This is a genomic window from Novosphingobium sp. BL-S-34, assembly GCF_056857015.1.
Genome location: NZ_CM166472.1, coordinates 2,242,502 through 2,263,980, shown reverse-complemented (window position 1 = coordinate 2,263,980; position 21,479 = coordinate 2,242,502). Strand labels below are relative to the sequence as shown.

General features: G+C 62.2%; 17 protein-coding genes and 2 pseudogenes. 8 read left to right on the top strand and 11 right to left on the bottom strand.

All coding sequences use genetic code 11. From position 1 onward, the window contains the following. The first annotated feature begins 13 nt into the window (after window positions 1-13). The 3 genes from AC1VV3_RS10785 to AC1VV3_RS10775 all read left to right on the top strand — a co-directional run bounded on the left by AC1VV3_RS10785 (window position 14) and on the right by AC1VV3_RS10775 (window position 2,598). Window positions 14-766, top strand: coding sequence for an SDR family NAD(P)-dependent oxidoreductase (locus AC1VV3_RS10785; protein WP_132269792.1), 753 nt, complete (start codon window positions 14-16; stop codon window positions 764-766). Window positions 767-828: 62 nt separating this feature from the next. Continuing rightward, entirely contained in the window at window positions 829-1,731 is a 903-nt protein-coding gene (locus AC1VV3_RS10780) for a rhamnogalacturonan acetylesterase (protein ID WP_482961736.1), read from the top strand. Window positions 1,732-1,860: 129 nt separating this feature from the next. Beyond that, the gene (locus AC1VV3_RS10775) at window positions 1,861-2,598 is read left to right on the top strand and encodes a FadR/GntR family transcriptional regulator (protein ID WP_132269788.1); all 738 of its coding nucleotides are present in this window, start codon (window positions 1,861-1,863) and stop codon (window positions 2,596-2,598) included. Between the two features lie 102 nt (window positions 2,599-2,700). Here the strand turns inward: AC1VV3_RS10775 and AC1VV3_RS10770 are convergent, their stop codons facing one another. The 5 genes from AC1VV3_RS10770 to AC1VV3_RS10750 form a co-directional block, all read right to left on the bottom strand. Beyond that, a complete protein-coding gene (locus AC1VV3_RS10770) occupies window positions 2,701-3,390 on the bottom strand; it encodes a hypothetical protein (protein ID WP_482961735.1) in 690 nt (229 codons plus the stop codon). A gap of 241 nt (window positions 3,391-3,631) precedes the next feature. Then, on the bottom strand, window positions 3,632-4,771 hold the full coding sequence (locus tag AC1VV3_RS10765) for an ABC transporter permease (protein WP_431567753.1): 1,140 nt from the start codon (window positions 4,769-4,771) through the stop codon (window positions 3,632-3,634). Beyond that, window positions 4,768-5,700, bottom strand: a complete 933-nt coding sequence (locus AC1VV3_RS10760) for an ABC transporter ATP-binding protein (RefSeq protein ID WP_482961734.1) — start codon at window positions 5,698-5,700, stop codon at window positions 4,768-4,770. Before AC1VV3_RS10760 ends, AC1VV3_RS10765 begins: the two co-directional genes overlap by 4 nt. After that, complete coding sequence (locus tag AC1VV3_RS10755; protein WP_482961733.1) at window positions 5,697-6,647, bottom strand: HlyD family secretion protein; 951 nt, start codon at window positions 6,645-6,647, stop codon at window positions 5,697-5,699. The genes AC1VV3_RS10760 and AC1VV3_RS10755 overlap by 4 nt, the downstream gene beginning before the upstream one ends. A 49-nt stretch (window positions 6,648-6,696) precedes the next feature. Further along, window positions 6,697-8,187 carry an efflux transporter outer membrane subunit gene (locus AC1VV3_RS10750; RefSeq protein ID WP_482961732.1) on the bottom strand — a complete coding sequence of 497 codons (1,491 nt, stop codon included), beginning with the start codon at window positions 8,185-8,187 and terminating at the stop codon, window positions 6,697-6,699. Window positions 8,188-8,277: 90 nt separating this feature from the next. On the opposite strand from AC1VV3_RS10750, the gene AC1VV3_RS10745 reads away from it, so the two are divergent. The 5 genes and pseudogenes from AC1VV3_RS10745 (at window position 8,278) to AC1VV3_RS10725 (ending at window position 15,524) form a co-directional block, all read left to right on the top strand. Then, complete coding sequence (locus tag AC1VV3_RS10745) at window positions 8,278-8,955, top strand: TetR/AcrR family transcriptional regulator (RefSeq protein ID WP_482961731.1); 678 nt, start codon at window positions 8,278-8,280, stop codon at window positions 8,953-8,955. 258 nt (window positions 8,956-9,213) lie between these two features. Next, window positions 9,214-10,413, top strand: a complete 1,200-nt coding sequence (locus tag AC1VV3_RS10740; protein WP_465127801.1) for a DUF418 domain-containing protein — start codon at window positions 9,214-9,216, stop codon at window positions 10,411-10,413. 199 nt (window positions 10,414-10,612) lie between these two features. Then, window positions 10,613-11,548, top strand: coding sequence for a glycosyltransferase family 2 protein (locus AC1VV3_RS10735; RefSeq protein WP_465127800.1), 936 nt, complete (start codon window positions 10,613-10,615; stop codon window positions 11,546-11,548). A 46-nt stretch (window positions 11,549-11,594) separates the two neighbouring features. After that, window positions 11,595-13,034 (top strand): lipopolysaccharide biosynthesis protein, encoded by a 1,440-nt coding sequence (locus AC1VV3_RS10730; protein WP_482961730.1) that lies wholly within the window; start codon window positions 11,595-11,597, stop codon window positions 13,032-13,034. 847 nt (window positions 13,035-13,881) lie between these two features. Continuing rightward, window positions 13,882-15,524 (top strand): annotated as a pseudogene (locus tag AC1VV3_RS10725) (IS1634 family transposase). A 134-nt stretch (window positions 15,525-15,658) separates the two neighbouring features. On the opposite strand, the gene AC1VV3_RS10720 reads toward AC1VV3_RS10725, so the two are convergent. The 6 genes and pseudogenes from AC1VV3_RS10720 to AC1VV3_RS10695 all read right to left on the bottom strand — a co-directional run bounded on the left by AC1VV3_RS10720 (window position 15,659) and on the right by AC1VV3_RS10695 (window position 21,336). After that, window positions 15,659-15,910, bottom strand: coding sequence for a UPF0149 family protein (locus tag AC1VV3_RS10720; protein ID WP_482961729.1), 252 nt, complete (start codon window positions 15,908-15,910; stop codon window positions 15,659-15,661). A 98-nt stretch (window positions 15,911-16,008) separates the two neighbouring features. Then, window positions 16,009-17,514: pseudogene (tnpC, locus tag AC1VV3_RS10715) on the bottom strand (IS66 family transposase). Between the two features lie 92 nt (window positions 17,515-17,606). Beyond that, entirely contained in the window at window positions 17,607-17,960 is a 354-nt protein-coding gene (gene tnpB, locus AC1VV3_RS10710) for an IS66 family insertion sequence element accessory protein TnpB (protein WP_482961728.1), read from the bottom strand. Beyond that, complete coding sequence (locus AC1VV3_RS10705) at window positions 17,957-18,196, bottom strand: hypothetical protein (RefSeq protein WP_482961727.1); 240 nt, start codon at window positions 18,194-18,196, stop codon at window positions 17,957-17,959. The genes tnpB and AC1VV3_RS10705 overlap by 4 nt, the downstream gene beginning before the upstream one ends. A 656-nt stretch (window positions 18,197-18,852) precedes the next feature. Then, window positions 18,853-20,133, bottom strand: coding sequence for a glycosyltransferase (locus AC1VV3_RS10700; RefSeq protein ID WP_482961726.1), 1,281 nt, complete (start codon window positions 20,131-20,133; stop codon window positions 18,853-18,855). A gap of 24 nt (window positions 20,134-20,157) precedes the next feature. After that, window positions 20,158-21,336, bottom strand: a complete 1,179-nt coding sequence (locus AC1VV3_RS10695) for a polysaccharide biosynthesis/export family protein (protein ID WP_482961725.1) — start codon at window positions 21,334-21,336, stop codon at window positions 20,158-20,160. Window positions 21,337-21,479 lie beyond the last annotated feature (143 nt).

Here is a 21,479-nt window from a genome sequence, read left to right as displayed (position 1 = left end):
CAAGGGCAAACCCATGCGTTTCAAGGACAAGATCGCCATCGTCACCGGCGGCGGCCGCGACATCGGCAAGTCGGTATCGCAATACCTCGCGCGCGAAGGCGCCAAGGTCGTCATCAACTATCGCAGCAACCGCGAGGAAGCAGCCAGGACCCTTTCCGAGATCGAGGCCGAGGGCGGCACCGCAATCCTCCACCAGGCCGACGTCAGCAATGCCGAGGATGTCGCGGGCCTGATCGCCGCCTCGGTCGCCGCCTTCGGCGAACGGATCGACTTCCTCGTCAACCTTGCGGGCGGCATGGTCGCGCGCAAAACGCTGGCGGAAATGGACGAAGCCTTCTTCGACCATGTGATGGACCTCAATCTCAAGTCCGCCTTCCTCGTCACCAAGGCCGCGCTGCCGCAGCTCGCCAAGGGCAGCGCCATCGTCAACGTCGCCTCACTGGCGGGGCGCGACGGCGGCGGCCCGGGCGCAACCGTCTATGCCACATCGAAGGGTGCGCTCATGACGCTGACGCGCGGCTGGGCCAAGGAACTGGGGCCGCAGGGCATCCGCGTGAATGCCGTCTGCCCGGGCCTCATCGGCACGAGCTTCCACGACGTGTTCTCCAAGCCCGAGGGCCGCGCCGCTACCGCGAACAACACCCCCCTGCGCCGCGAAGGCCACCCGGACGAAGTCGCCACCACCATCGGCTTCCTGCTCTCCGAAGAGGCGGCGTTCCTGACGGGCGTCAATCTCGACATCAATGGCGGCCTGTTCTTCTCGTAGGCCGTAGCATTCGCAAGGGAGACTAGAGGATGACCCGAAAGGCAAGGATTGCAGCGGCTGTAATGGCAGCGCTGCTCGCACAGGTCGCAGGGACTGATGCGGCAACGGCCCAGGTAAAGACCTTGGGAATGCCCACCGGCGCCCCGGCATCGCGGGAAGGCGACACCAGCAAGGGCCGCACGGTGCGCACCGATGCAAAGCCGCTCAGCCCCTACAAGATCATCCTGGTCGGGGATTCCACGATGGCGCCGACCAGCGGCTGGGCCTCGATCTTCTGCGCACATCACGTCAAGTCTTCGGTCGCCTGCCTCAATCTGGGGCGCGGCGGCCGCTCGACCCGCAGCTACCGGCAGGAAGGCTCGTGGGACGGCGCCCTGGCCGAGGCGAAAGTGCCCGGCTACCACGCCACTTACGTGCTGATCCAGTTCGGCCACAACGATCAGTCTTCCGCCTCGGAACGCTGGACCGAAATGGACAAGGAATTCCCTGACAACCTGCGGCGCATGGTCGAGGAAGTCCGCGCCGTTAAGGCCGTGCCCGTCTTGATCACTCCGCTCAGCCGGCGCGAATTCGTGGGCGGCAAGCTCAACAATACGCTGGCGCCTTGGGCCGAGAAGGTCCGCGGCGTGGCCCGCGCGCTGAAAGTGCCGCTGGTCGATCTCAACGCCTCCAGCGCGGCCGCCGTGCAGCAGATGGGCGCGGAACCCGCGATGGCGCTGGCCCAGACCGCTCCCAACGAAGCCGAACGGGCGGCTGCACGCAGCGGCACCACCCTCAAGCCCCGCACGGCCGAGGAAGCCCGCCTGCCGCCGGTCCCCACCATGCCGGACGGCCCGCACGGGCAGTTCACGCGCAAGTTCGATTATACCCATATCGGCGATGCAGGCGCGGAAGTCTTCGCTGCCCTGGTGGCGCGTGACCTAGCCCGCGCGGTTCCCGACTTGCGCAGCCAGATCGCGCCCTGACTTTCCGCGCGTCGTTCAGCGCACCATTAAGTGCGCTGCATAACTGGTCGGACAATTGCTTCGTTTTGGCATGGAAGCTATTAGGTCTCAAACCTCATGCAGGCGTGATGGAAAGAAAGAAGACACACCATGGCTGACAGGCTGTTCCAGGGCATTGCCGACCAGATCGTTGCCTTGATCAATGAAGGCGCGTTTCCGCCAGGAACGCGCCTGCCGGGCGAGCGCGAACTGGCGGAGCGGTTCAACGTCAGCCGGGTCACGATCCGCGAGGCCGCCATCGCGCTTCAGGCCGTGGGTGTGCTCAAGATCAAGACCGGCTCGGGCATTTACGTTTCGGAACTCAGCGATCGCACCGACGATGCCCTGCCCAAGGTCAGCGCGCTCGAACTGACCGAGGCCCGCTCGCTGTTCGAATCCGAGGCCGCGGCGCTGGCCGCGCCGGTCATTTCGGATGCCACGCTGGCCAAGCTCGACACACTGCTGGAAGCCATGGCGGCCGAGGGCGACGACGAAAAGTCGACCGAGATCGACCGCGAGTTCCACATGACGATCGCTTCCGCCTCGGGCAATGCGGCGATCACCCATGTCATCCACACGCTCTGGCGGTTGCGCACCGAACTGCCGGAAGTGAAGTACACCCACGAAAGCGTCTGTCACCATGACGGCAGGACGCGGCAGGACGAACACGCAGCGGTCGTTGAAGCGCTTCGCAAGCACGACCCACAAGGCGCGCGCCTTGCCATGCGTCAGCACTTCCAGCGCCTGCTCGCCTCCATGCTGGACGCCACCGAAGAGCACGCCATCTCGGAACTGCGACGCAAGTCGCAGGAAAGCCGCGAGCGTTTCCTGATCAGCGCGAAGATCTGACCCGCTCCCGTAATCCGGCACCGCCGTTTCTAACGCGGGCGCCGAAGGCTTCCCGCCATGTCCCCGGGGAGGTCGGGCGCCGGATGGACCGGCGCCCTGCACTCAGAACCGGTAGCCCAGCGCAACCTGCAACACCGGGTAGACCTTGTAGTCGTTGATATCGTCGTTGACGCTCTGCCGCTCCGCTTCGAGATCGGCGGCGAGGGTGGAGCAGGGGCCGAGGGAGATATCGGCGCAGAGACCGGTGACGGTCAGCGGCTTCACCTTGACGCTGCCCTGGAACAGGGCGCCCGCCTCGATGCCCACGGTCAGTCCCTTCGACAGGCCGCCACCGTAACCCAGCGTCAGGGCCGGGGCGAGCTTGTCGATGTCCGTTTCGGCGTGGAGCGTGCCGATCTCGGCCGCGGCGTAAGTCGTGCCGTCGATGGTATAGCTGGTCCCGTCGTTCGGTACGCCGACGCCGCGACCCTTGTTGCCGTTGACGCGCAGACCGCCGGAAATGCGGAAACCGCCGCCGAACGGATAGACATCGACCATGGCACCGCCCGAGCGGAGCTTCAGCTTCGCATCGTATCGGATGTCGTCCGAATGGATGTTGTGGCTGAACGAGAAGAACGTGGCGTTCGCGCGGACGCCGATGTTTTCCGACACCCGGTATCCGACCTCTGGCCCGATCCCGAGCGTGCCGGCGGTGACACCCAGGCTGACGCGCGCGTCGTCGCCTTGAGCAAGGGCGGGAGCGGCGCCCAGGCTGGCGGCTGCAAGAAGGGCTGCTCCGAAATAGGCTCGCACGTAATCTTTCCTTTTCCATTCCGGCAGAATTTGCCGGGCATCGCACCGCGATCTTCGATCACGTCCCTATTGTAGATGGTCGGACCCCTAGGGGAGCAGACGCGATGCGTCCGATCTGGAAAAGATCCCGCCATCAGCCGGCCTAAGACTGGCTGGTGGCCTTGATCGCGGCCGGTGAAAATGCCGGAAATCGAGGCTTTTGATCGGGCTTCGCGGCTTATGTGGTGAAAGCCGAAGGGGATCAATCGAGTGTGGTGCGCGAACGGGCGACCGTCAGAACGGCAACCACCACGAGGAATCCGCCGAGGGCGAGCAGATCGGTGCCCATGTCCGCGAGCACCTGCCCTTTCAGCAGCGATCCACGGATGATGCGCAGGAAATGAGTGATGGGGATGATCTCACCCAGGACCCGCGCCCAGCCCGGCAGCCCCGCGAAGGGAAACATGAAGCCGGACAGGAACAGCGAAGGCATCATGTAGAACATCGAGATCTGCATGGCCTGAAGCTGGCTGCGCACCACGGTGGAGATCAGATATCCCAGCGCCAGATTGCCGGTGATGAACAGCACGATCCCCACCGTCAGCGCGATCCAGCCGGCGAGAGTCTGCGCCATCGGCACCGAGAACAGCAACCGGGCCAGAGCCAGCACGATCACGGTCTGGACCAGGCCGACCGCGATATAAGGCAGCAACTTGCCGATCATCACCTCGAACGCCGTGGCCGGGGTGGACAGCAGGCTCTCCATCGTGCCTCGCTCCACCTCGCGGGTGACGGCCATGGCGGTCATCATCACCAGCGTCATCGAAAGGATGATCGCCAGCAGGCCCGGCACGATGTTGTATGAGGTTATGCCCTCTGGATTGTAGAGCCGGTGCACCACGACTTCGAAGGGCGCTGGGGACACGGGCTTTGCGGCCGGGCCTCTCAGTTCGGCCCGGAAGGCATTCGACGGCAGAGTTGCGACCGCCGCGGCAACGCCGCCCGCAGCCGTGGGGTCGGTGGCATCGACTTCGGCCAGGATCTGCGCCCGGTCTCCTTTCAGGACGCGCTCGCTGAAGTCGGGCGGGATCGTCAGGGCGAGAGTGATCTCTCCCCGCCGCATCAGCCGGTCCATCTCGGCTTCGGAACCCGGCACATGCTTCACATCGACATACGTCGTGCGCTCGAGCGTCGCGACCACGGCATTGGCAAGGCGGCCATGGTCATGGGAGAGCACGGCGGCCGGCATGTGCCGGGGGTCGGTGTTGATCGCATAGCCGAACAGCAGGAGCTGCATCAGCGGCATCACCAGGATCATGGCGTAAGTGATGCGGTCGCGCCGGAGCTGGGTGAACTCCTTGACCATCACGGCCGCGATCCGCGCGAACGACAGGCCGCTCACGATGCGTACCTGTCATCGCTGGTCTTGCCCATCAGCTGGATGAACACGTCCTCCAGCGAGGGTTCGACCTCGTCCCACCGGAACGGCGGCTTGCGCCAGGGCGCGATGGCCCGCTCCAGCGCCGCCCTGTCCGTGCCCGAGACATGGACGGCGGCGCCGAAAGCCGAGGCGCTCAGCACGCCGTCCTGATGCTCCAGCTCATGGGCGGCCTTGCCGATATCCGCTCCCTGGCCGTTGAAGGTAACGAGGCCCGAACCCGCAATGATCTCGGCCGCCGTCCCGCGCGCGATGAGGCGCCCGTAGAGGATGTAACCGATGTCGTGGCAGCGCTCGGCTTCGTCCATGTAGTGCGTGGAGACCAGCACGGTCAGCCCGCCGTCGGCCAGGGTGTGGATCTCGTCCCAGAATTCGCGCCGGGCCTTGGGATCGACGCCGGCGGTCGGCTCGTCGAGCAGCAGGAGCCGGGGCTCGTGCAGGGTTGCGGCGGCGAGCGCGAGGCGCTGCTTCCAGCCTCCGGACAGCGCGCCCGCCAGCTGCCCACGCCGGTCCTGGAGGCCCAGCCGCTCCAGCGCCTGGCCGACCCGGCCCCTGCGGTCGCCGAGTTCATAGACCCGGGCGATGAAGCTCAGGTTCTCCTCGATCGTCATGTCTTCGTAGAGCGAGAAGCGCTGGGTCATGTACCCGGTCTGGCGCTTGATGGCGTCGGTCTGCGAGCGAAAGTCCAGGCCGAGCACTTCGCCTTCGCCGCTGTCGGGCGTCAGCAGGCCGCAAAGCAGGCGCAGCGTCGTGGTCTTGCCCGCACCGTTCGGCCCCAGGAAGCCGGTGATCCGGCCCTCCTCCACCCTGATCGAGACGTCCTGCACGACGTGCTTGTCTCCGAAGCTCTTGTTGAGCCCCTTGACGTCGATGGCAGCCTGCGAGGCCGTCATCGGCGCGGCAGGGCCGCGGCATCCGGCGCCACGTCCATCGGCTGGCCGGGGGTGAGCGCGCGCGGGTTTGAGGGCAGAGCCTCCACCAGGAACACCAGCTTCTCGCGGGCATCGACACTGTAGATGACGGGCGGCGTATACTCGGGCCGGTTGGCGACGAATTCCACGGTCGCCGTCATCCCACCCGCGCAGCCATCGCAGCCGATCGCCACCTTGCGGCCCGGGCGGTAGGCGTTGACCCTGCTCTGCGGCACGTAGAACCGCACTTTCACCTCGCCGTCGGGCACGATCGACACGATCGGCGTATTGGCGGGGACGCTCTCGCCGGGTTTGAACATCACATCCTCGATCCGGCCCGCGGCGGGCGCCGGCGGGGAAAGGTCGCTCAATTCCCGCTTCGCCGAGGTAAGGCCCGCCTCGGCCTGCCGCACTTGCGCTTCTGCTGCCGAAATCGCGGCCGAGGCGGACTGAAGCTGGGTTCGTGCGGCGTCGCGCTTGCGCAGGAAGCCTTCATAGGAAGCGCGCGCCTGGTCGAGATCGAGCTGAGCGATCGCCCCCTGCTTCTCCCGCTGCGCCGCCGTCAGGCGGCGCACTTTCGTGCCATAGCGATCGGCATCGGCCTGGGCGGCGGCAAGATCGGCGCGGGCATGGCCAAGGCCGGCTCTCTGCTGTTCGACCTGGGCGCGGTTGGCCGCGATGGTCGCGCGCGCCTGCTCGGTCTGGGCTTCGCGCACGGTCGGATCGACCCGGAACAGCGCGGCACCGGCGTTCACCCGCTGGCCGCGCCGCACCGAAACGCGTGTCAGCGTGCCGCCGACGGGTGAGGACATGTAGATGTCGTCGCTCACGACATAGCCGGTGAACTGCTCGTCACCGGCATGCCGTCCCGGTTTGAGCAGCAGCCAGAGCACGAGGCCCGCCACCACCACGATGGCGGCGATAAGCAACCGGCGGACAGGAAATCGCCCCCCTCTGCGCGGGGAAGTTCCATGTGCCTCAGCCACGCGTTCGCTCCACTTCCTGCTGTTCGCGGCGCTCGTCCCAGCCGCCGCCCAATGCCTTGTAGAGCGCGATGGCGTCCTGCGCCGCGGCGGCTTCCGCCTGCGCCAGCCCGTCCTGCACCGAGAGCGCGGTCTGCCGCGCGGTCAGCACATCGGTATAGGCGACAAGGCCGTGCCGATATCGCACTTGCATCGTCTCAGAGGCATCGCGCGCCGCCTGCAGCGAAGTCCGCAAGCTCTCCGCCCGGCGGCGGTCGGCGGCCAGCCGGGTCAAGGCGTCCTCGACATCGCGCAAGGCGCCAAGGACGGTCGACTGATAGGCGAGCAGCGCCTCGTTCGCCTGCGCTTCCCGCAGCCGGACCGTCGCGCGCGAGGCCCCGCCCCCGATCAGCGGCAGCGAGAGCCGCCCGGCGCCATTGGCCGTGATGCTGTCGGTTTCCAGCAGGTGAGTCAGCGACCGCGACGCCAACTGCAGCGCGCCGGTGAGACTGAACTTGGGATAGAGGTCCGCCGTCGCCACGCCGATATCGGCCGTCGCCGCAGCCAGCTGCCGCTCCGAAGCGCGGATATCGGGCCGTCTCTGCAGGAGATCGGAGGGGAGACCCGCGGGCACGGCGACCGGATCGGGCGGCGCGGCGGGCGCGGCCGCAAGCTGCGCGGCCAGTCCCGTCGGCGCCATTCCGAGCAGTGTGCCCGGCGCGTGGACATGGACCTCTGCCTGCGCCGCCAGATCCTCGCGCTGGGCGATCTGGCTCTGGATGTCCTGCTGCTGGCGGCGCGCGTCGAGCGTCGTGACGAGCCCCTTGGCCGAACGCACCTCGATGAAACCGAGCAGGTCACGCGCGGCGGCGATGCTTTCGTCAGCCACGGCGATGCGCCGCTGCAAGGCGCGCAGCTGCTGGTAGGTATTCGCCACTTCGCTGGCGAGCAGCACTTGCGCATCACGCTGCGACCAGACCGCCGCGGCCATCCGCGCGCCCGCCGCCTCGTTCGCGCGGCGCTGGCCGCCGAACAGATCGAGTTCCCACGAGGCGTCGAACCCGGTCTGGAACGTGGCGAAGTCCTCGCCCGCAAGGCCGATGCCCGGGCCACCAGAGCCCGACCCCGTGTTACCCGTGCCGAAATTGGCCAGCGCGGATGGCAGGGCATTGCTGCTGAGGCGGGTGTAGCCGGCTTGCGCGCTGGCATTGACGGACGGCCCGCCGGCCGCGCGCGTCGCCTGTTCCTGGGCGCGGGCCTGCTTCACCCGCGAGGCCGCCTGCTGGATATCGAGATTGCCGGCCATGGCGCGGGCCACCAGATCGTCGAGCACGGGATCGCGGAACGCCTGCCACCAGACGGCGGGGTCGTCCGCCGTTGGCGTGGCGGGCTCGGCCGAACTATAGGCGGTGGGCATCTCTACGACAGGAGCGTGATAATCTGGACCGACCGTACAGCCTCCCAGAAGGAGCGCTGTGGCGACAACGGCGATTCGAGCGGATGCCATGCCGCAATTCAATCCTACCTATTGACCAACAGGTCAATAATTATATCGTTTTCTGCCTGGGCACGGGATCGGTAGAATCAGGGACCAGACGTGAAGAAGACCACCGAACCGAAACAGGATTCCATGCAGCTTCCCGCCAAGGCCGCGGCGCAAGGGCGGCGTCGGCGCAAGGATGCCCGGCCCAGCGAGATCATCGACGCTGCGCTGGAGGTCTTCGCCGAACATGGCTTCGGGGCCGCCAGGGTGGAAGAAGTCGCGCGCCGGGCCGGGGTCTCGAAAGGCACGGTCTTCGTCTACTTCGCCAACAAGGAGGAATTGTTCAGGGCCGTGGCGCGCAGCATTCTCGCGACTCACCTGAGCCTGCTTCCGGCGCCTTCCGCCGAATTCGCGCCGCCCCTGGCCGAATTCGTCCCTGCGCTTCTGCGCAAGGTTGCGGCAACGGCAGGCAGCCGGGCTCCGGCCATGGTCCGCCTGCTGATCGCGGAAGGCTCGCGTTTCCCGGATCTCGCGCAAGTCTGGCACGACGAGGTGGTGTCCAAGGTACTCACCCTCGTGACGCGGGCTATCGAGCAGGGGCAGCAACGCGGCGAAGTGCGCGCCGGCGATCCGCTGCTCTATGCCATGTCGATCATCGGCCCGATGCTGGCCGGAACCTTGTTCCGCGAAGTCCTGGGTAACACGGGCGCCCGAATGCCCGACCTGCACGAACTGGCGGTGCAGCACGCAAGCGTGGTCCTGAAGGGCATGCTGACCGAGACGGGCGGCTGACCGGCGCCGGAGCGGGTTCCGCGAACCTCGGAGCGCGAATCGCGGCCCGGTCGCCGGGGCCTGGCCTGCGCCGCCTCCAAAGCCACGAAAATCGGCTTCGTCCTTCTAAATGAAGGCAAAAAAGAAGCCTTCCATCACCCTTTTTAGAATGCCCCTTGTGGTTCCATGCGGGATAATGTGCCGCCGGGACGCTCAGATAGGGAGTACGCTGCGATGCCGCCAGGTCGCAAGATCCTGGGACTTGATATAGCTCGGACCGTGGCGATCACCCTGGCGATGCTCAACCACTCCTTCATCGCGACGAACGTTTGGGAAGATTTCTTCGAGCAAAAGCCTCATTTTGCATTCGTCGTAAGACTGGCGACTCCCATGTTCATCATTCTGTTCGGCGCCCTGCTGGAGGTCGTCTACAGGAATCGCGCCGATCGCGACGGCATCCAGTCGGTGACGGCCAGATTGTTCGAACGGGCCTTTCTCTGCTGGCTTCTATACGCCCTGACCTTGATTCCCGTGCTCTGGATGGGAAGACTGAGCCTGAAAAGCGCGTTTTTCGGCGCATTGCTCGCGGGGAAAATTCCGCTGAGCGACATCCTTCGATACTACGCCATTCTCTTCTTCCTCGCCCCGCTGATCCTCGTGGCCCGGCTGCGCTGGGGCCTGGCGCCGCTGCTGATCGCCTCGACCGCGATCCTGCTCCTGCACCCCCTGTTCGTGCTGCTACCCGCCCCGCCCCCCAATTTCGCCCACTATGTGCCGGCGCGACTGGCTGACCTGCTTCTGGGCATAGGCGATGCCGTCGCCGGGCCCTCCGTGCTGCACAGCCTGTTTTTCGTCGCCGTGGGCATGCTGATCGGCTGGCTGCTCAGCGAGGATCGGTCGGCGGACGCCGAAGTGAGAAAATCCGTGACCCGGCGCTTCCTCCTCCTCTGCGGGGCACTCGGCGTCGGCGCGTTCGCAACCTATTTCATGGGGCCGGAGAAAGTGACTGCCGAGACCGCAGCGGGAATGGTCCTCAGGAACGCCAACCATCCCTTCTATTTCTTCTGCGGCGCGCTCGGCACCGCGATGATCGTCGCGCTCTGCCGCTCCGTCAGACAAGGCGGCCCCGGCCTTGATCGCGCGACGATGCTGGGTCGGCGCAGCCTGTTCACCTTTTCGGCGGGCAATGCATTCCTGATCTTCGTCACGCGGGATTACGATCAGTCGATCCCGGAAAGACTGTTGCTGAGCGGGTTGTTCTTCGTGGTCGTGGTCGGGCTCGCCGCGCTTTACGACATCGTCATGCAGCCGGACGCTCTCACGTCACCAAATCCGGTCGTGAGAGTGTCGTCGCGATGGTGGCGCGCGATCACCGATCCGGTAAACCGCCTGCTGCGCACCGCCGCCCTGCGGCTGACGTCCCTGCTCTCATGGGTTCCCCTCTTCTCGCAGCGGGAAGTGCAGAGCAGCCAGCGATGAGGGACCATCGGCCGGCTGCTCCCGCCGATCAGCGGCGCTTGGTATGAATGGAAGTGCGCGTCTCGATAATCGGTCAAGTCTTGATCAGGAGAAGACTGGTGCCTTTGTTGAAGCACAGACTGGATCACCGCCTGAGATCTCTGGGGGTGCGAAGCCATTGCTCCGGCCTCGATGCATTCCCCGCTTCCGGTGTTGAAGGATGAACCCGGTGATGCAGCCGAAACTGTCCGTGATCCTGGCGGCCTACAATTGCGCCGACTTCGTGGAGCGCTCGATCGGTTCGGCTCTCGATCAGCAGGGGCTCTCGGTGGAAATCGTGGCGGTGAACGACTGCTCGACCGACGCGACACTGGACGTCCTGCAGGCGATCGCGCGCAAGGACCCGCGATTGCGCGTCATCGACAGCAAGGAAAACCTTGGCCCATCCGGCGCCCGAAATCTCGCGTTCGACCATGCCGCCGGTGAATGGGGCGCCGTTCTCGACGCGGACGACGCGCTGGAACCCGGCGCCCTGAGCCGTCTCGTGCAGATCGCCGAAGATCGCGATGCCGACATCGTCGCCGGATCCATCCGCTTTTTCTCGCATCAGCGGCAGGAGATCTCGGGACCCGTCTTCCAGGAGAACGCCCCGATAACGACGCTCAGCCTCGGCGATTTCGTGGAAGCGGCCCGGCCGGCCAACAGGGAGCCGGACTACGGCTTGTTGAAACCTCTGTTCCGGATCGCCTTCCTGAATGACAACGGCCTGCGCTACCGGACCGACATCCGGCACGGAGAAGATTTTCATTTCATCATCGATGCGCTGTCGAAAGGCGCAAAATACGTGCTCGCCCGCGAGGTGCTGAGCTATATCTATACCACGCGGGACTCCGGCCTCAGCCGCACGCGGGTGGACTACAGCCGGATGATCTCGGAGACGGAAAAACTCTCCCGCCGCGCCCCCTTTGCCAGCAATCCAGCGGTCGCAGGCGCACTAACCCGCCGCGCGGACGCGCTCAGGACGCATGAACTGAACGTGCTCTACGGGGATGCACCGAATCTCTCATCGAAGCTGGGAGTCCTGGCGAAATCGCTCAAGAGTTCCGCAGGACAGCACTGGCTGAAAACCAAGATTGTGAAATACGTTGGCCGGTAATCCCTCAGCCCTGGACTCCGGTTTGACGCCGGGCGACCACTCTTCGATGCGCCGCAAGTCGGCGCAGGGCATCGCCATCAACATGAGCGCCCAGGCGGTCCGCTTCGGGCTGCAATTCGTCGTGTCGATCGTCATGGCCCGCCTGCTGGGTCCGACCGAGTTCGGCATTCTGGCAATGGCGGCGCCCCTGTTGGCGTTCGTGGCGCTGTTCGCCGACCTGGGCTTAAGCCAGGCCACCGTTCAGAGGCCGCAGATCACGCAGGCACAGCTCAGCCTCATCTTCTGGACGAGCGCGCTGGTAAGCGTCACGTCCGGCATAATCGTGATGCTGGGCGCGCCGCTTGCATCGATCTTCTACCACGACGCCCGCGTTGCGCCCGTGCTGGTCGCGCTTGGCGCGATCCTGATGCTCACCGGCTTCTACAACCAGCATGTCGCCATCCTCAACCGGCGACTGGCATTCGGTTCACTGGTGGCCGTCGATCTCGGCTCTTACGTCCTCAGTTCGATAGCGGGCATTTCGGCGGCCTTGCTGGGGTTTTCCTACTGGTCGCTCGTGATCAGCCAGGCCACGCTGACGACCACCGCGCTCGTGCTGGCCTGGTCGCTGGCCCGCTGGGTCCCTTCCAGGCCGGGAAAAGCGCCCGAAGCGCGAGAGATCCTGGGCTTTGGAGGCAACGTCACCTCGTTCAACATCTTCAACTATTTTGCCCGCAACCTCGACAACATTCTCATCGGCCGGCACCTCGGCGAGGTTCAGCTCGGCATATACGACCGCGCCTACAAGCTGCTGCTGCTGCCGCTCAGCCAGATCACCGGCCCGATCGCCAAAGTGGCGACCCCCCTGCTCTCCCGATTGAACGACGACCGCGAGAAATACTCCAAGTCGTACCTGATGCTCCTGGAGACGATCATACTCCTCACTTATCCCAGCATCGCCGTTACCGGCGTGGGGAGCAAGCTGGTCATCTACACCGTGCTCGGGTCGAAATGGCACGCGGTAGCGCCCATCTTCCAGGTCCTGGCGATAGGAGCGCTCTTCGCGCCCGTCAGCAACAGCACGGGCTGGCTGTTCACCACGCAGAACCGCACGCGCGCGATGAGGAATTTCGGGCTCTTCAGCTCGCTGGCCTTCGTCGGTTCATTCATCGTGGGACTGCCGTGGGGGATACAGGGCGTCGCGAACGCCTACATCGCCACGGGCTGCGTCCAGGGCCCGCTGATCTGGTACGCCGCAACCCGGAAGGGGCCGGTCACCTTCGGCACCCTGCTGCGAGCCCTCTCCCCTTACGCCTTTTCCATAGCGATAACCTCGCTGATGGTGTGGATCTGGACCCAATACCTCAGCGTGGGCTGGGTAAACGTCTTCATGCTCTTGGCGGCGGGATACCTTCTCTTCTGGTCCCTCGTCGCCGCCACCCCCCGCGGCCGCGCAACTCTTCTCACCCTGTTAAGCGAAGCCCGGAGACTGATAAAGCGCTCCTGACGGGCGGAATTTGCGGGGCGAGCGCGGCAGGTGTGAGGCCCACATAGGGCCGACAGGAGCGTTTCGCTTTGGCCCGCTCAAAACGCTGAAGCCGGTACGGCAAGCGCTTTGGCAGATTGGCGAGCGCCCGACAGCGTGCCCACGCCATATCACAGCAACGGTGTGAACCGACACCGTATTGGTCTGAGATGTCTTAAATCGCCGCGGTAGCGTGAGTGTAAATATCGCAGCAATAAGTTGTATTTGAAAGAAAATAGCATCTTAATTTCTAATTTCGGTCCATTTAGCATACCCCTGTCAAGAAAGAATTAATTGGTTCGATTCTTCTTGTCTCAAGATTTCTGAGCGAATCCTACTCCTCGCACGCTCGTGCTCTCGTATATATCCGTTCATCGCCTTCAGGGCTGACTGAGCGCTTCGTTGACTACCAAGGCAACCGTGGGGCGGCATGCCCCCGGCTAACGGTGTGGCCGATAGATTCAACTGACCCGACTCGCTGCAAGCGTCCGTCGGCTCAGCGAACAAAATGCAGAGATCTCGATGGAAGGGTTGTAGTGTAAAGCCAGTTAGTTCGTACAAGGCGATGTCACGACGCCGTCGAGCCATATGATTTTCAACAAATCGCCAGGCCCTCCGCGGAAGGAATACCGATCGCCGCCATGCGGTTTGCGGCCAAAGCCTAGCCCAAGTTGAACAGTGCCGGCAGAACGTGCGGGGAACGCGAGGCGTTAAGTGGCTGATTTTGCTGGTACTGTATTTAGCGGTAAAATGGGATGTGCTAACAACATTTCGTCTGAGGCTGGCGGTTTGGTTTATCTTCACAGGTGCAGGTAGTAACAACCTTGCCATGTATGTCGTCGAACGAGTCGCGCGCAGGCACCGCTATCTTTACCTGGTCGAGAGTGTGCGCGAGGGCAAAACCGTCCGTCAGCGCACGATCAAGGCTCTTGGCCGCAAGGATGTGCTGGCCGCGAGTGGTGAACTCGACAGGCTGGCCGCCTCGATTGCCCGCCACGCCGAACGCAGCGTCATTCTGTCCGATATCGATGCAGGCCGGATCGCAGCTCGCAGGATTGGCGGCCCGTTGCTGTTCGGGCGCCTGTGGCAGCGGCTTGGTGTCGATGCGGTACTGGAAGAGGTGCTGGAGGGCCGCCAGTTCGGCTTTGCCGTGGAGCGCGCCGTATTCGTCGCCACACTGCACTGTTCGTCTCCGGCTCGGACTGGGCCTGCCTGGACTGGATGGAGAGCTACGCCCTCGACGGCAGCGAGGATCTTGCCCTCCATCACTTCTATCGCGCCATGGCTTGGCTCGGCGAGGAGATCGAGGAGAAGGCAGAAGGGGGACTGGCGCCTCGCTGCGTGAAAGATGTGATCGAGGAGAAGCTGTTCGATCGCCGCTGAGACCTGTTCACCGACCTCAGTCTTGTATTCATGGATACAACGTCGCTCTCGTTCTACGGCGCAGGCGGCGACACGCTGGGACGGCGCGGTCATTCCAAGGACCACCGGCCCGAGCTTGCTCAGATGATCCTGGCCGTCGTGATCGACGCCCAGGGGCGTCCGATCTGCACCGAGATGGTCCCGGGCAACACGGCCGACGTGAAGGTGCTCATGCCCATCGTCACGCGCCTGCGCACCCACTTCGGCATCGCCCGCTCGTGCGATGTGGCCGATCGCGGCATGATCAGCGCCGATTCAATCGCCGCCCTTGAAGAGCTGGGCATGGAATACATCCTGGGTGCGCGAGAGCGCACCAGCAGCGTCATCCGCGATGTCGTGCTGAACGACACGGCCCCGATGGTGCCCCTGGTTCTCGAGCGGCAGGCAGGAGACACTCAGCTATGGGTCAAGGAAGTGCGCGTCGGCAAAGGCGCAGATGCCCAGCGCTACGTCGTCACGCTCAACGAAGCTGAGGCAGAGAAGGACAAGGCCGACCGGCAAGCGATCATCGATGGCCTCCAGAACCAGCTGAAGAAGGGTGCCAAGGCCCTGGTCGGTAACTCAGCCTATCGCCGCTATCTCAAGGCCAGCGGCAAGACTTTCGAGATCGACATGGGCAAGCTTGCCGACGAGGCCCGCTACGATGGTATCAGCGTGCTGCGCACCAATGCCCGGATCATCCCGCTGCAGGCGGCCATCCGCTACCGTGACCTGCTTCAGGTCGAGACCCTGTTCCGCGTCGCCAAGGCGAGCTTCGATACCCGTCCCATCTTCCATCAGTCCGATGCCGCTATCCGCGGCCATGTCTTTGTCTCGTTCCTGGCTCTGACGCTGACCAAGGAACTCACCCGCTTGTGTCAGGAAAAGGGCTTACAGCCCGCATGGCAGCCGCTCCTCAACGATCTCGATCGCCTTCAGGAAGCCACCATCGAAAAGGACGGCAAGGTCATTCCCACCCGCACCCACGTCTCGGGCCAGGTGGGGAATGTCGTCAAGGCAACCGGCATCGCGCTGCCGGCCAATATCAGCGAGTTGCCACCGCAAACCTGAGCCTCTGCAGGCTCAACCCAACCCCAAAAATGTAGTGGTAACACTTGCGCCAGCGTGCGCATACCATTGAACAAAAATGCCTTTTCTAAAGCCACTGTTCAAGTTGGGCCAAGGTAGAAGCCGTTGGCGAAGTCCTACAGGAGAACTTCGCCGTCGTCCGTGCGCATGTAGATGGGAGCATAGCGCTTCGGGCCACCGGACAGGGTCGCGCCAATCTGGCTATACCGCTGGAAGATCGTGTTGCGGACAGCCTCCTCGATTCTCCTATCCGGCGCCCAGGCGATGCCGTCTCCGACTATGGGGCGCAGCCAGTCTTCGGGAGGAATGAACTGGGGCGATACGACGAGTGCGGCGAGGTAGCCGTCGATCATCGATACCCCCGGCATCAGATGTTCGCGAGTGGCCAGCCATTCCTCAAGCTTTTCATGCGTGAGGATGCGCGCTTTTCTGGGCTTCTTTGGGCGCTAGAAGCGACTGGTGCTGCTCATGCGGCCAGTCGCATAGCGGTCGGTTCAGCGGGGCGCCAGTTCCATGCCAAGAGCTGGTCCAGATCATTGTTGAGCACTTCGCCCGAGACCATCCGGGCCAGCACATCGTTCAGCCAGGTGTAGGGATCGAGCCCGTTCAGCTTTGCTGTCTGAAGCAGGGAAGCGAGCACCGCCCACGTATGGGCCCCGCCTTCGTTGCCCGCGAATAAGCTATTGCGGCGTCCGATTCCAATCGGGCGCATTTGCCTCTCGATCATGTTGTTATCGACCTCGACGCAGCCGTCATCGAGGAACAGGTTGAGGCCGCGCCAGTGGCCCTGAGCATACCGGATATGTCCCGCCAGCTCTGAAGTCCTTGAGACCCGCGGCAAGGTATCGTCGAACAGCGCCTTGAGCTCCTCCATGACGGGCTTGGATCTCTCCTGACGCGTGAGCAGTCGGTGCTCGGCACTGGTGCCACGGATTTCCGCCTCGATCCGATAGATGCGGACCAGCAGGGCGATGATCTGGGCGGTAATCGGGGACCGGGTGCTTTTATGCAGGTCCACGAAGCGCCGACGCAGGTGAGCAAGACAGAACGCGAGCCGGATCGCTCCGGACGACCGGTTCGGTTCTTCAAAACCCTTGTAAGCTGTATAGCCATCGACCTGGAGCACGCCCTGATAGCGACCAAGCTGCTCGGATATCGTGCGATGGCTCCGGGACCGGGCATGAACGTAGCACACCGCCGGCGGTGCGGGGCCATTCCAGGGGCGATCATCGGTTCCATGGGCCCAGAACTGGTCGATGCGGACTTTGCCGTTGCCACCTCCAATCACGGGCATCCGGGTTTCGTCCACATGGATGCGCGGGTGACTATGGATTGCCCGCAATTGCAGGTCATAGAGCCCTTCGAGCCACCAGGCCGCGCACTTCAACCAGCGCATCAGTCGATCGGTCAATCTGAAGGCCATGCCCTGCCAGCATCTGGGCCTGACGATAAACCGGAAGGTACCATGCGAAGCGCTGTGTCACGATCAAGGCGATCAGCGAGGTTGTCGCCATTCCGCCTTCGATCATCTTGGGCGGCGCAGACGCCTGGACGATGCCGCCTTCGCAGGCCCGGCAGGCATACTTGGGACGGACGGTCGCAATCACACGCAGGATGGCCGGCACGATGTCGAGCGCCTCGCTCACGTCCTCGCCGATTTTGTGCATGCCGCCCTGACAGCAGGCACACTGCGTGCTTTCAGGTTCGATGACGTGAATGATCCGGGGTAGATGTTTGGGCAGAGCGCCGATGTTGCGCCTGGCACGAGGCTTTGCCCCCTTGGGCATCGGATCGTCGTTGGCTGCTGGCGCCACGTGAACGGCGCTCAGTTCACCCAGGTCGAGGCTGCCTTGCCCGTCCAGTACGATTCGCGCTTTTTCGCAAGCCGAGCCGAACAAATGGCCTTGTAGGTCTTTAACAGCCTGGAGGCCGCCTCGAGTTCGGCCTCAAGTTCCGCCACCCGGCGGGTCATCGCATCCAGTGCGTCAGACTGATTTTCCGGGGGTCGGGTCACCCGATTTTGTTAGCACACAAGCGTGTCAAAACCGAGCAAAACTGGCACTTTTATCCCGCCATCTCGGGCTTTTTTATGGGATTTTCCTCAAGGCGGCGCCAGTCCATTCCTCCCAGCAGCAGCGTCATCTGCCCCAAGGTTAGCTTGATCACCCCGCCTGTCACGGGCGGCCAGAAAAACTTCCCAGCCTCAAGCCACTTCGTCACCATGATGGTGCCCGAGCCGCCAAAATGCAGATGCTTCAAACGGTCCATCCGCTTCGACCGGAACACGAAGACATCGTTGGAATAGGGATCGCGGCCCAACTCGTTGGCCACCAGCGAGGCGAGCTTGTTGATACCGGCCCTAAAGTCGATTGGTCCCGCCACCAGCACGACCTTCAAATCACTGTGCCAGCCGATCATCGCTGACGCAGCGCCTCGCACACAACCCTCAGGACGCCCGCGTCCACCGCGCCGCGCACCACGACATTGGCACCTTCGAACTCAATCTCAAGGCTTCCTTCTGGAGCCTGCACGCCGTCATCGACTTCTAGCGGCACAAACGAGATCGGCTCCATCGCTGCCCGGTCGCGCACCGTTCGCCGCAAATAATGGAGCAGTCCAGGGCTCACGCCATGGTGCCGCGCCACCGCGCTCATGTTGGCGCCGGCTCAAAGCTCTCTGCCGTGCTCCGCGCCTTCTCGCGTGGATCCCACCGTCGGTTGCGCTTCTGCGGGACGAGAATTGTCGCTTCGGCTAAATCCGACTTCGCACTGTGCGGCACACCGTCCCAATCCGCATTCGCACACTGTGCCGCACTGTTTAGATCGCCGTTCAAACCGCTGATGTCATCGTCGAGCAGCTTGCCATCTCCGCTGCCATTTCAAAGGCAGGGTCATTGGCTCAGCAAATCGGCGCCGTCCACGTGGGGCGCTCGCATCGCTAACGCTTCACACCCTGAAGAACCGAGCGAGGGCGTCGCGTCAGCAAGCCGTACAACGGCTCGTCAGAGATACCGGCTTCCTAACGAATGGCGTTCGCCCCCCAGCCAATTTGACCATCGCGGGTAAAATTCCCGATGAAGAACAGGTAGCAAAATTAGATGACGCAATACGACAAATGTGCCGATCGCTTCGGCAGCCATAGGAAGTTTTGCCGAATCAGACGGGGATTCGATATAGTTCGAAGATAAGCTTCCGAAGAGAAGCACTAGTCCAATTATTTAATTGCGAATTTAAAATAACCATAGCAATCAAATGAATTTAACTTTAGTGGGCAGGTTGATAAAATGACCAAATCTAACGATACGGAGGCTTTAGCTCACCAGCTGAGCATTGGAAATATTTATCGGATCGTCTAAAGTAGAAAAAACAAGGCGAGCGGCATCTGACCATTCTTCCTGTGGCTTTAAAACCGTGATATTTCCAGCTTCAATTTCCTTGATCCAATCTTCGATTAAACACATCAAAGCTTGAGGACTGGTCTCGGCAGGAAAATAATGCACGCCCTTGTGGGCATGATTGCGAAAGATAGGGAGATCTCGAGCGAGTACCGGCTTGCCGTGCCCCAGAGCTTCGATGAGCGGCAAACCAAATCCTTCGGCATGCGAAGCAATAATGACGCCCTGGCTGGCCTGATAGATGAGCTCAAGTTCGAGGTCGCTCACGTCGTCGAACCAAAACAACTTGTTTTCATGCTCGGGATGTGAACGGATCGCATGCCTTAAGTTCTCGGTCTGCCAGCCCATACGACCAACAAGCACCAAGCGTTTCTGACTACCGCAGCGCCATCCCTCACTGAAGGCAGCAAGAATTTCAGCGTGACCCTTCCGCGGCTCTAACGTGCCGACCATCAGAGAAAAGGGCGATGACATGTCAAATCGAGCCGCCGGACTACTATTGGAACACGTGGCGTCCAGCAGCGACTTTTTTATGCTATAGCCCATCGGAACAACCACTGAGCGGTACCCATGGCTTAAACCAAAACGCGCCTCCAAAACTCGTTTCAAATCAGATTCAGTCTGATCCGAAATGCAAAAGAAACCATCGGAAAGGCCGGCGATAATCTCGATCCAAGCTTTATATCGAACAACGTTGTTGGGTGAGAACCAATCTGGTCGATCCACCGGCAACAGATCGCAGATCAGAAACCACAGCGTTCCACCACTCCGTCGGAACCTCGCGAGTTGCCTGCGGTGAAATCTGACGGTATCAAGCGAGAAATCGAGACCAAAAAAGACATCTCCTGGTCGCGCTTTGATAGCTTTGTCACTCCAAGCCGAAGAACTCACACTTTGATTTGGCCAAGATACAATGTGGTATCCGCGCTTTCGGGATGCTGCCACAAAGTGAACTTCCCAGTTCGGTTTGGCTTCCTTTACCAAAGCTAGAGCAAGAGCGCGAACGACGCGCTGAATTCCTGTTCCCGCATCGTGTCGACTAATTACTGCGATGTCGATATAAAGCCGGCGCTGAAGCACTCCATACTTCGCCGGCTTAACCTCAGCTCTTCGACTGGCGACACGAATCCTTCGTAACGTCCGTCCAGCAAAGGCTTGATCGACGCGAAACGGGAACAAATCAAAAAATGAGCGCAAGTTACGACCACTTATCTTTTTATATTACTGTGAAATTACAGCCGCTGTCGTAGCGACCGGCAAGACAGTTGAGAAAATCGCGCCTAAGAATTTTTGAATATCAGCTAGGGGAGCATTTGACACGTAGAGAATATCTTTATTTTTAATCTGAAAACTTTGCGCGATAAAAAATGTAGAAGGGTTCTTCATATTAATGCGGTAAATAACTGGGACTTTTCCGTCAGGGGTCAATTTTGCGGTGGCGCGGGTCGCCGGTTCGAGCACCTCTGGGTCTTCCAAACGAAATACGAACACACCCTTCACATCGGCCCGTGTGTCTTGCAGTCCCGAAACTCGGCCAAGCGCCTGCGCCAACGTCAGCCCTGTCGCTTCGAACGGCAATTCCTCGTTTTTACCCACAGCGCCTAATGCGGTGAAACTATAAGGCTGGAACAGCAAAGTCATTACGTCATTAGGCTGAAGCATTACATTCTGCCGCGGGTCGCGAATTACGGTATCCAGAGGCAGCGATGAGACTTTCATCCCACGCGTAATCTGAACTGTCATCTTTCCCACAGGTTGTTTCACACCGCCCGCACTTGCGAGGACATCAAGCACCCTCTCGCCTCGAGAGGTGAGCGGAACACGCGTACTTCCGGCCACCTCCCCCACTACCGTAACATTGGCGGCTGCGTTGCGAATCAATCGCACGATCGTCTGAGGCTGATGCGCTTTCCCGACCAAGCGAGATGTTATGACCCGCGCGATCTCTTGGGGAGTGAAGCCGTCCGCGGCAACCCGTCCCACGAACGGTACAGTGATTTGCCCATCGCTATCAACCATCTGTTCGGGCAACGACGTTCCTCGCGCGATTGAACCGACGGAAGAAAGCTGAGCGCTGCCTCCAACCGCACCAAATAATGCCGCAGGTGGCGCCTCCCAAATCGCGACCTCAAGCACATCGCCCTTCCCGACCACGGATCCAATTGCTCGGCCGTCGCCAAGCTCTTCGGAAAACAGAGCGTGATGACCATTTGCGATGATGTCGCGGGCGATGGCATCGGTAACATCGATGATTTTTATACCGGCATCTCCCGGCATCTTAGCCGCGGCCGCGACGTCGCCAGAGGACGGGCCGCTATTCGGCAGGCTCGCGCAAGCTGAGATCGCCACGGCAAGGAGACTCGCGCCCATGATGCGCATTGAAAGAATTGATTTCTTCATTCGAACGTTCAGCCAAACATTTGCAACCCGCACTCAGGCGGTCAGATTCGTTGGCTATGGCGCAACTATGTGCACGGATCAAGGAACGCCGTTAAAGCCATAATGTGCATAAGGTCCGGCCTCCTGCCGACTCCTCGCATTTT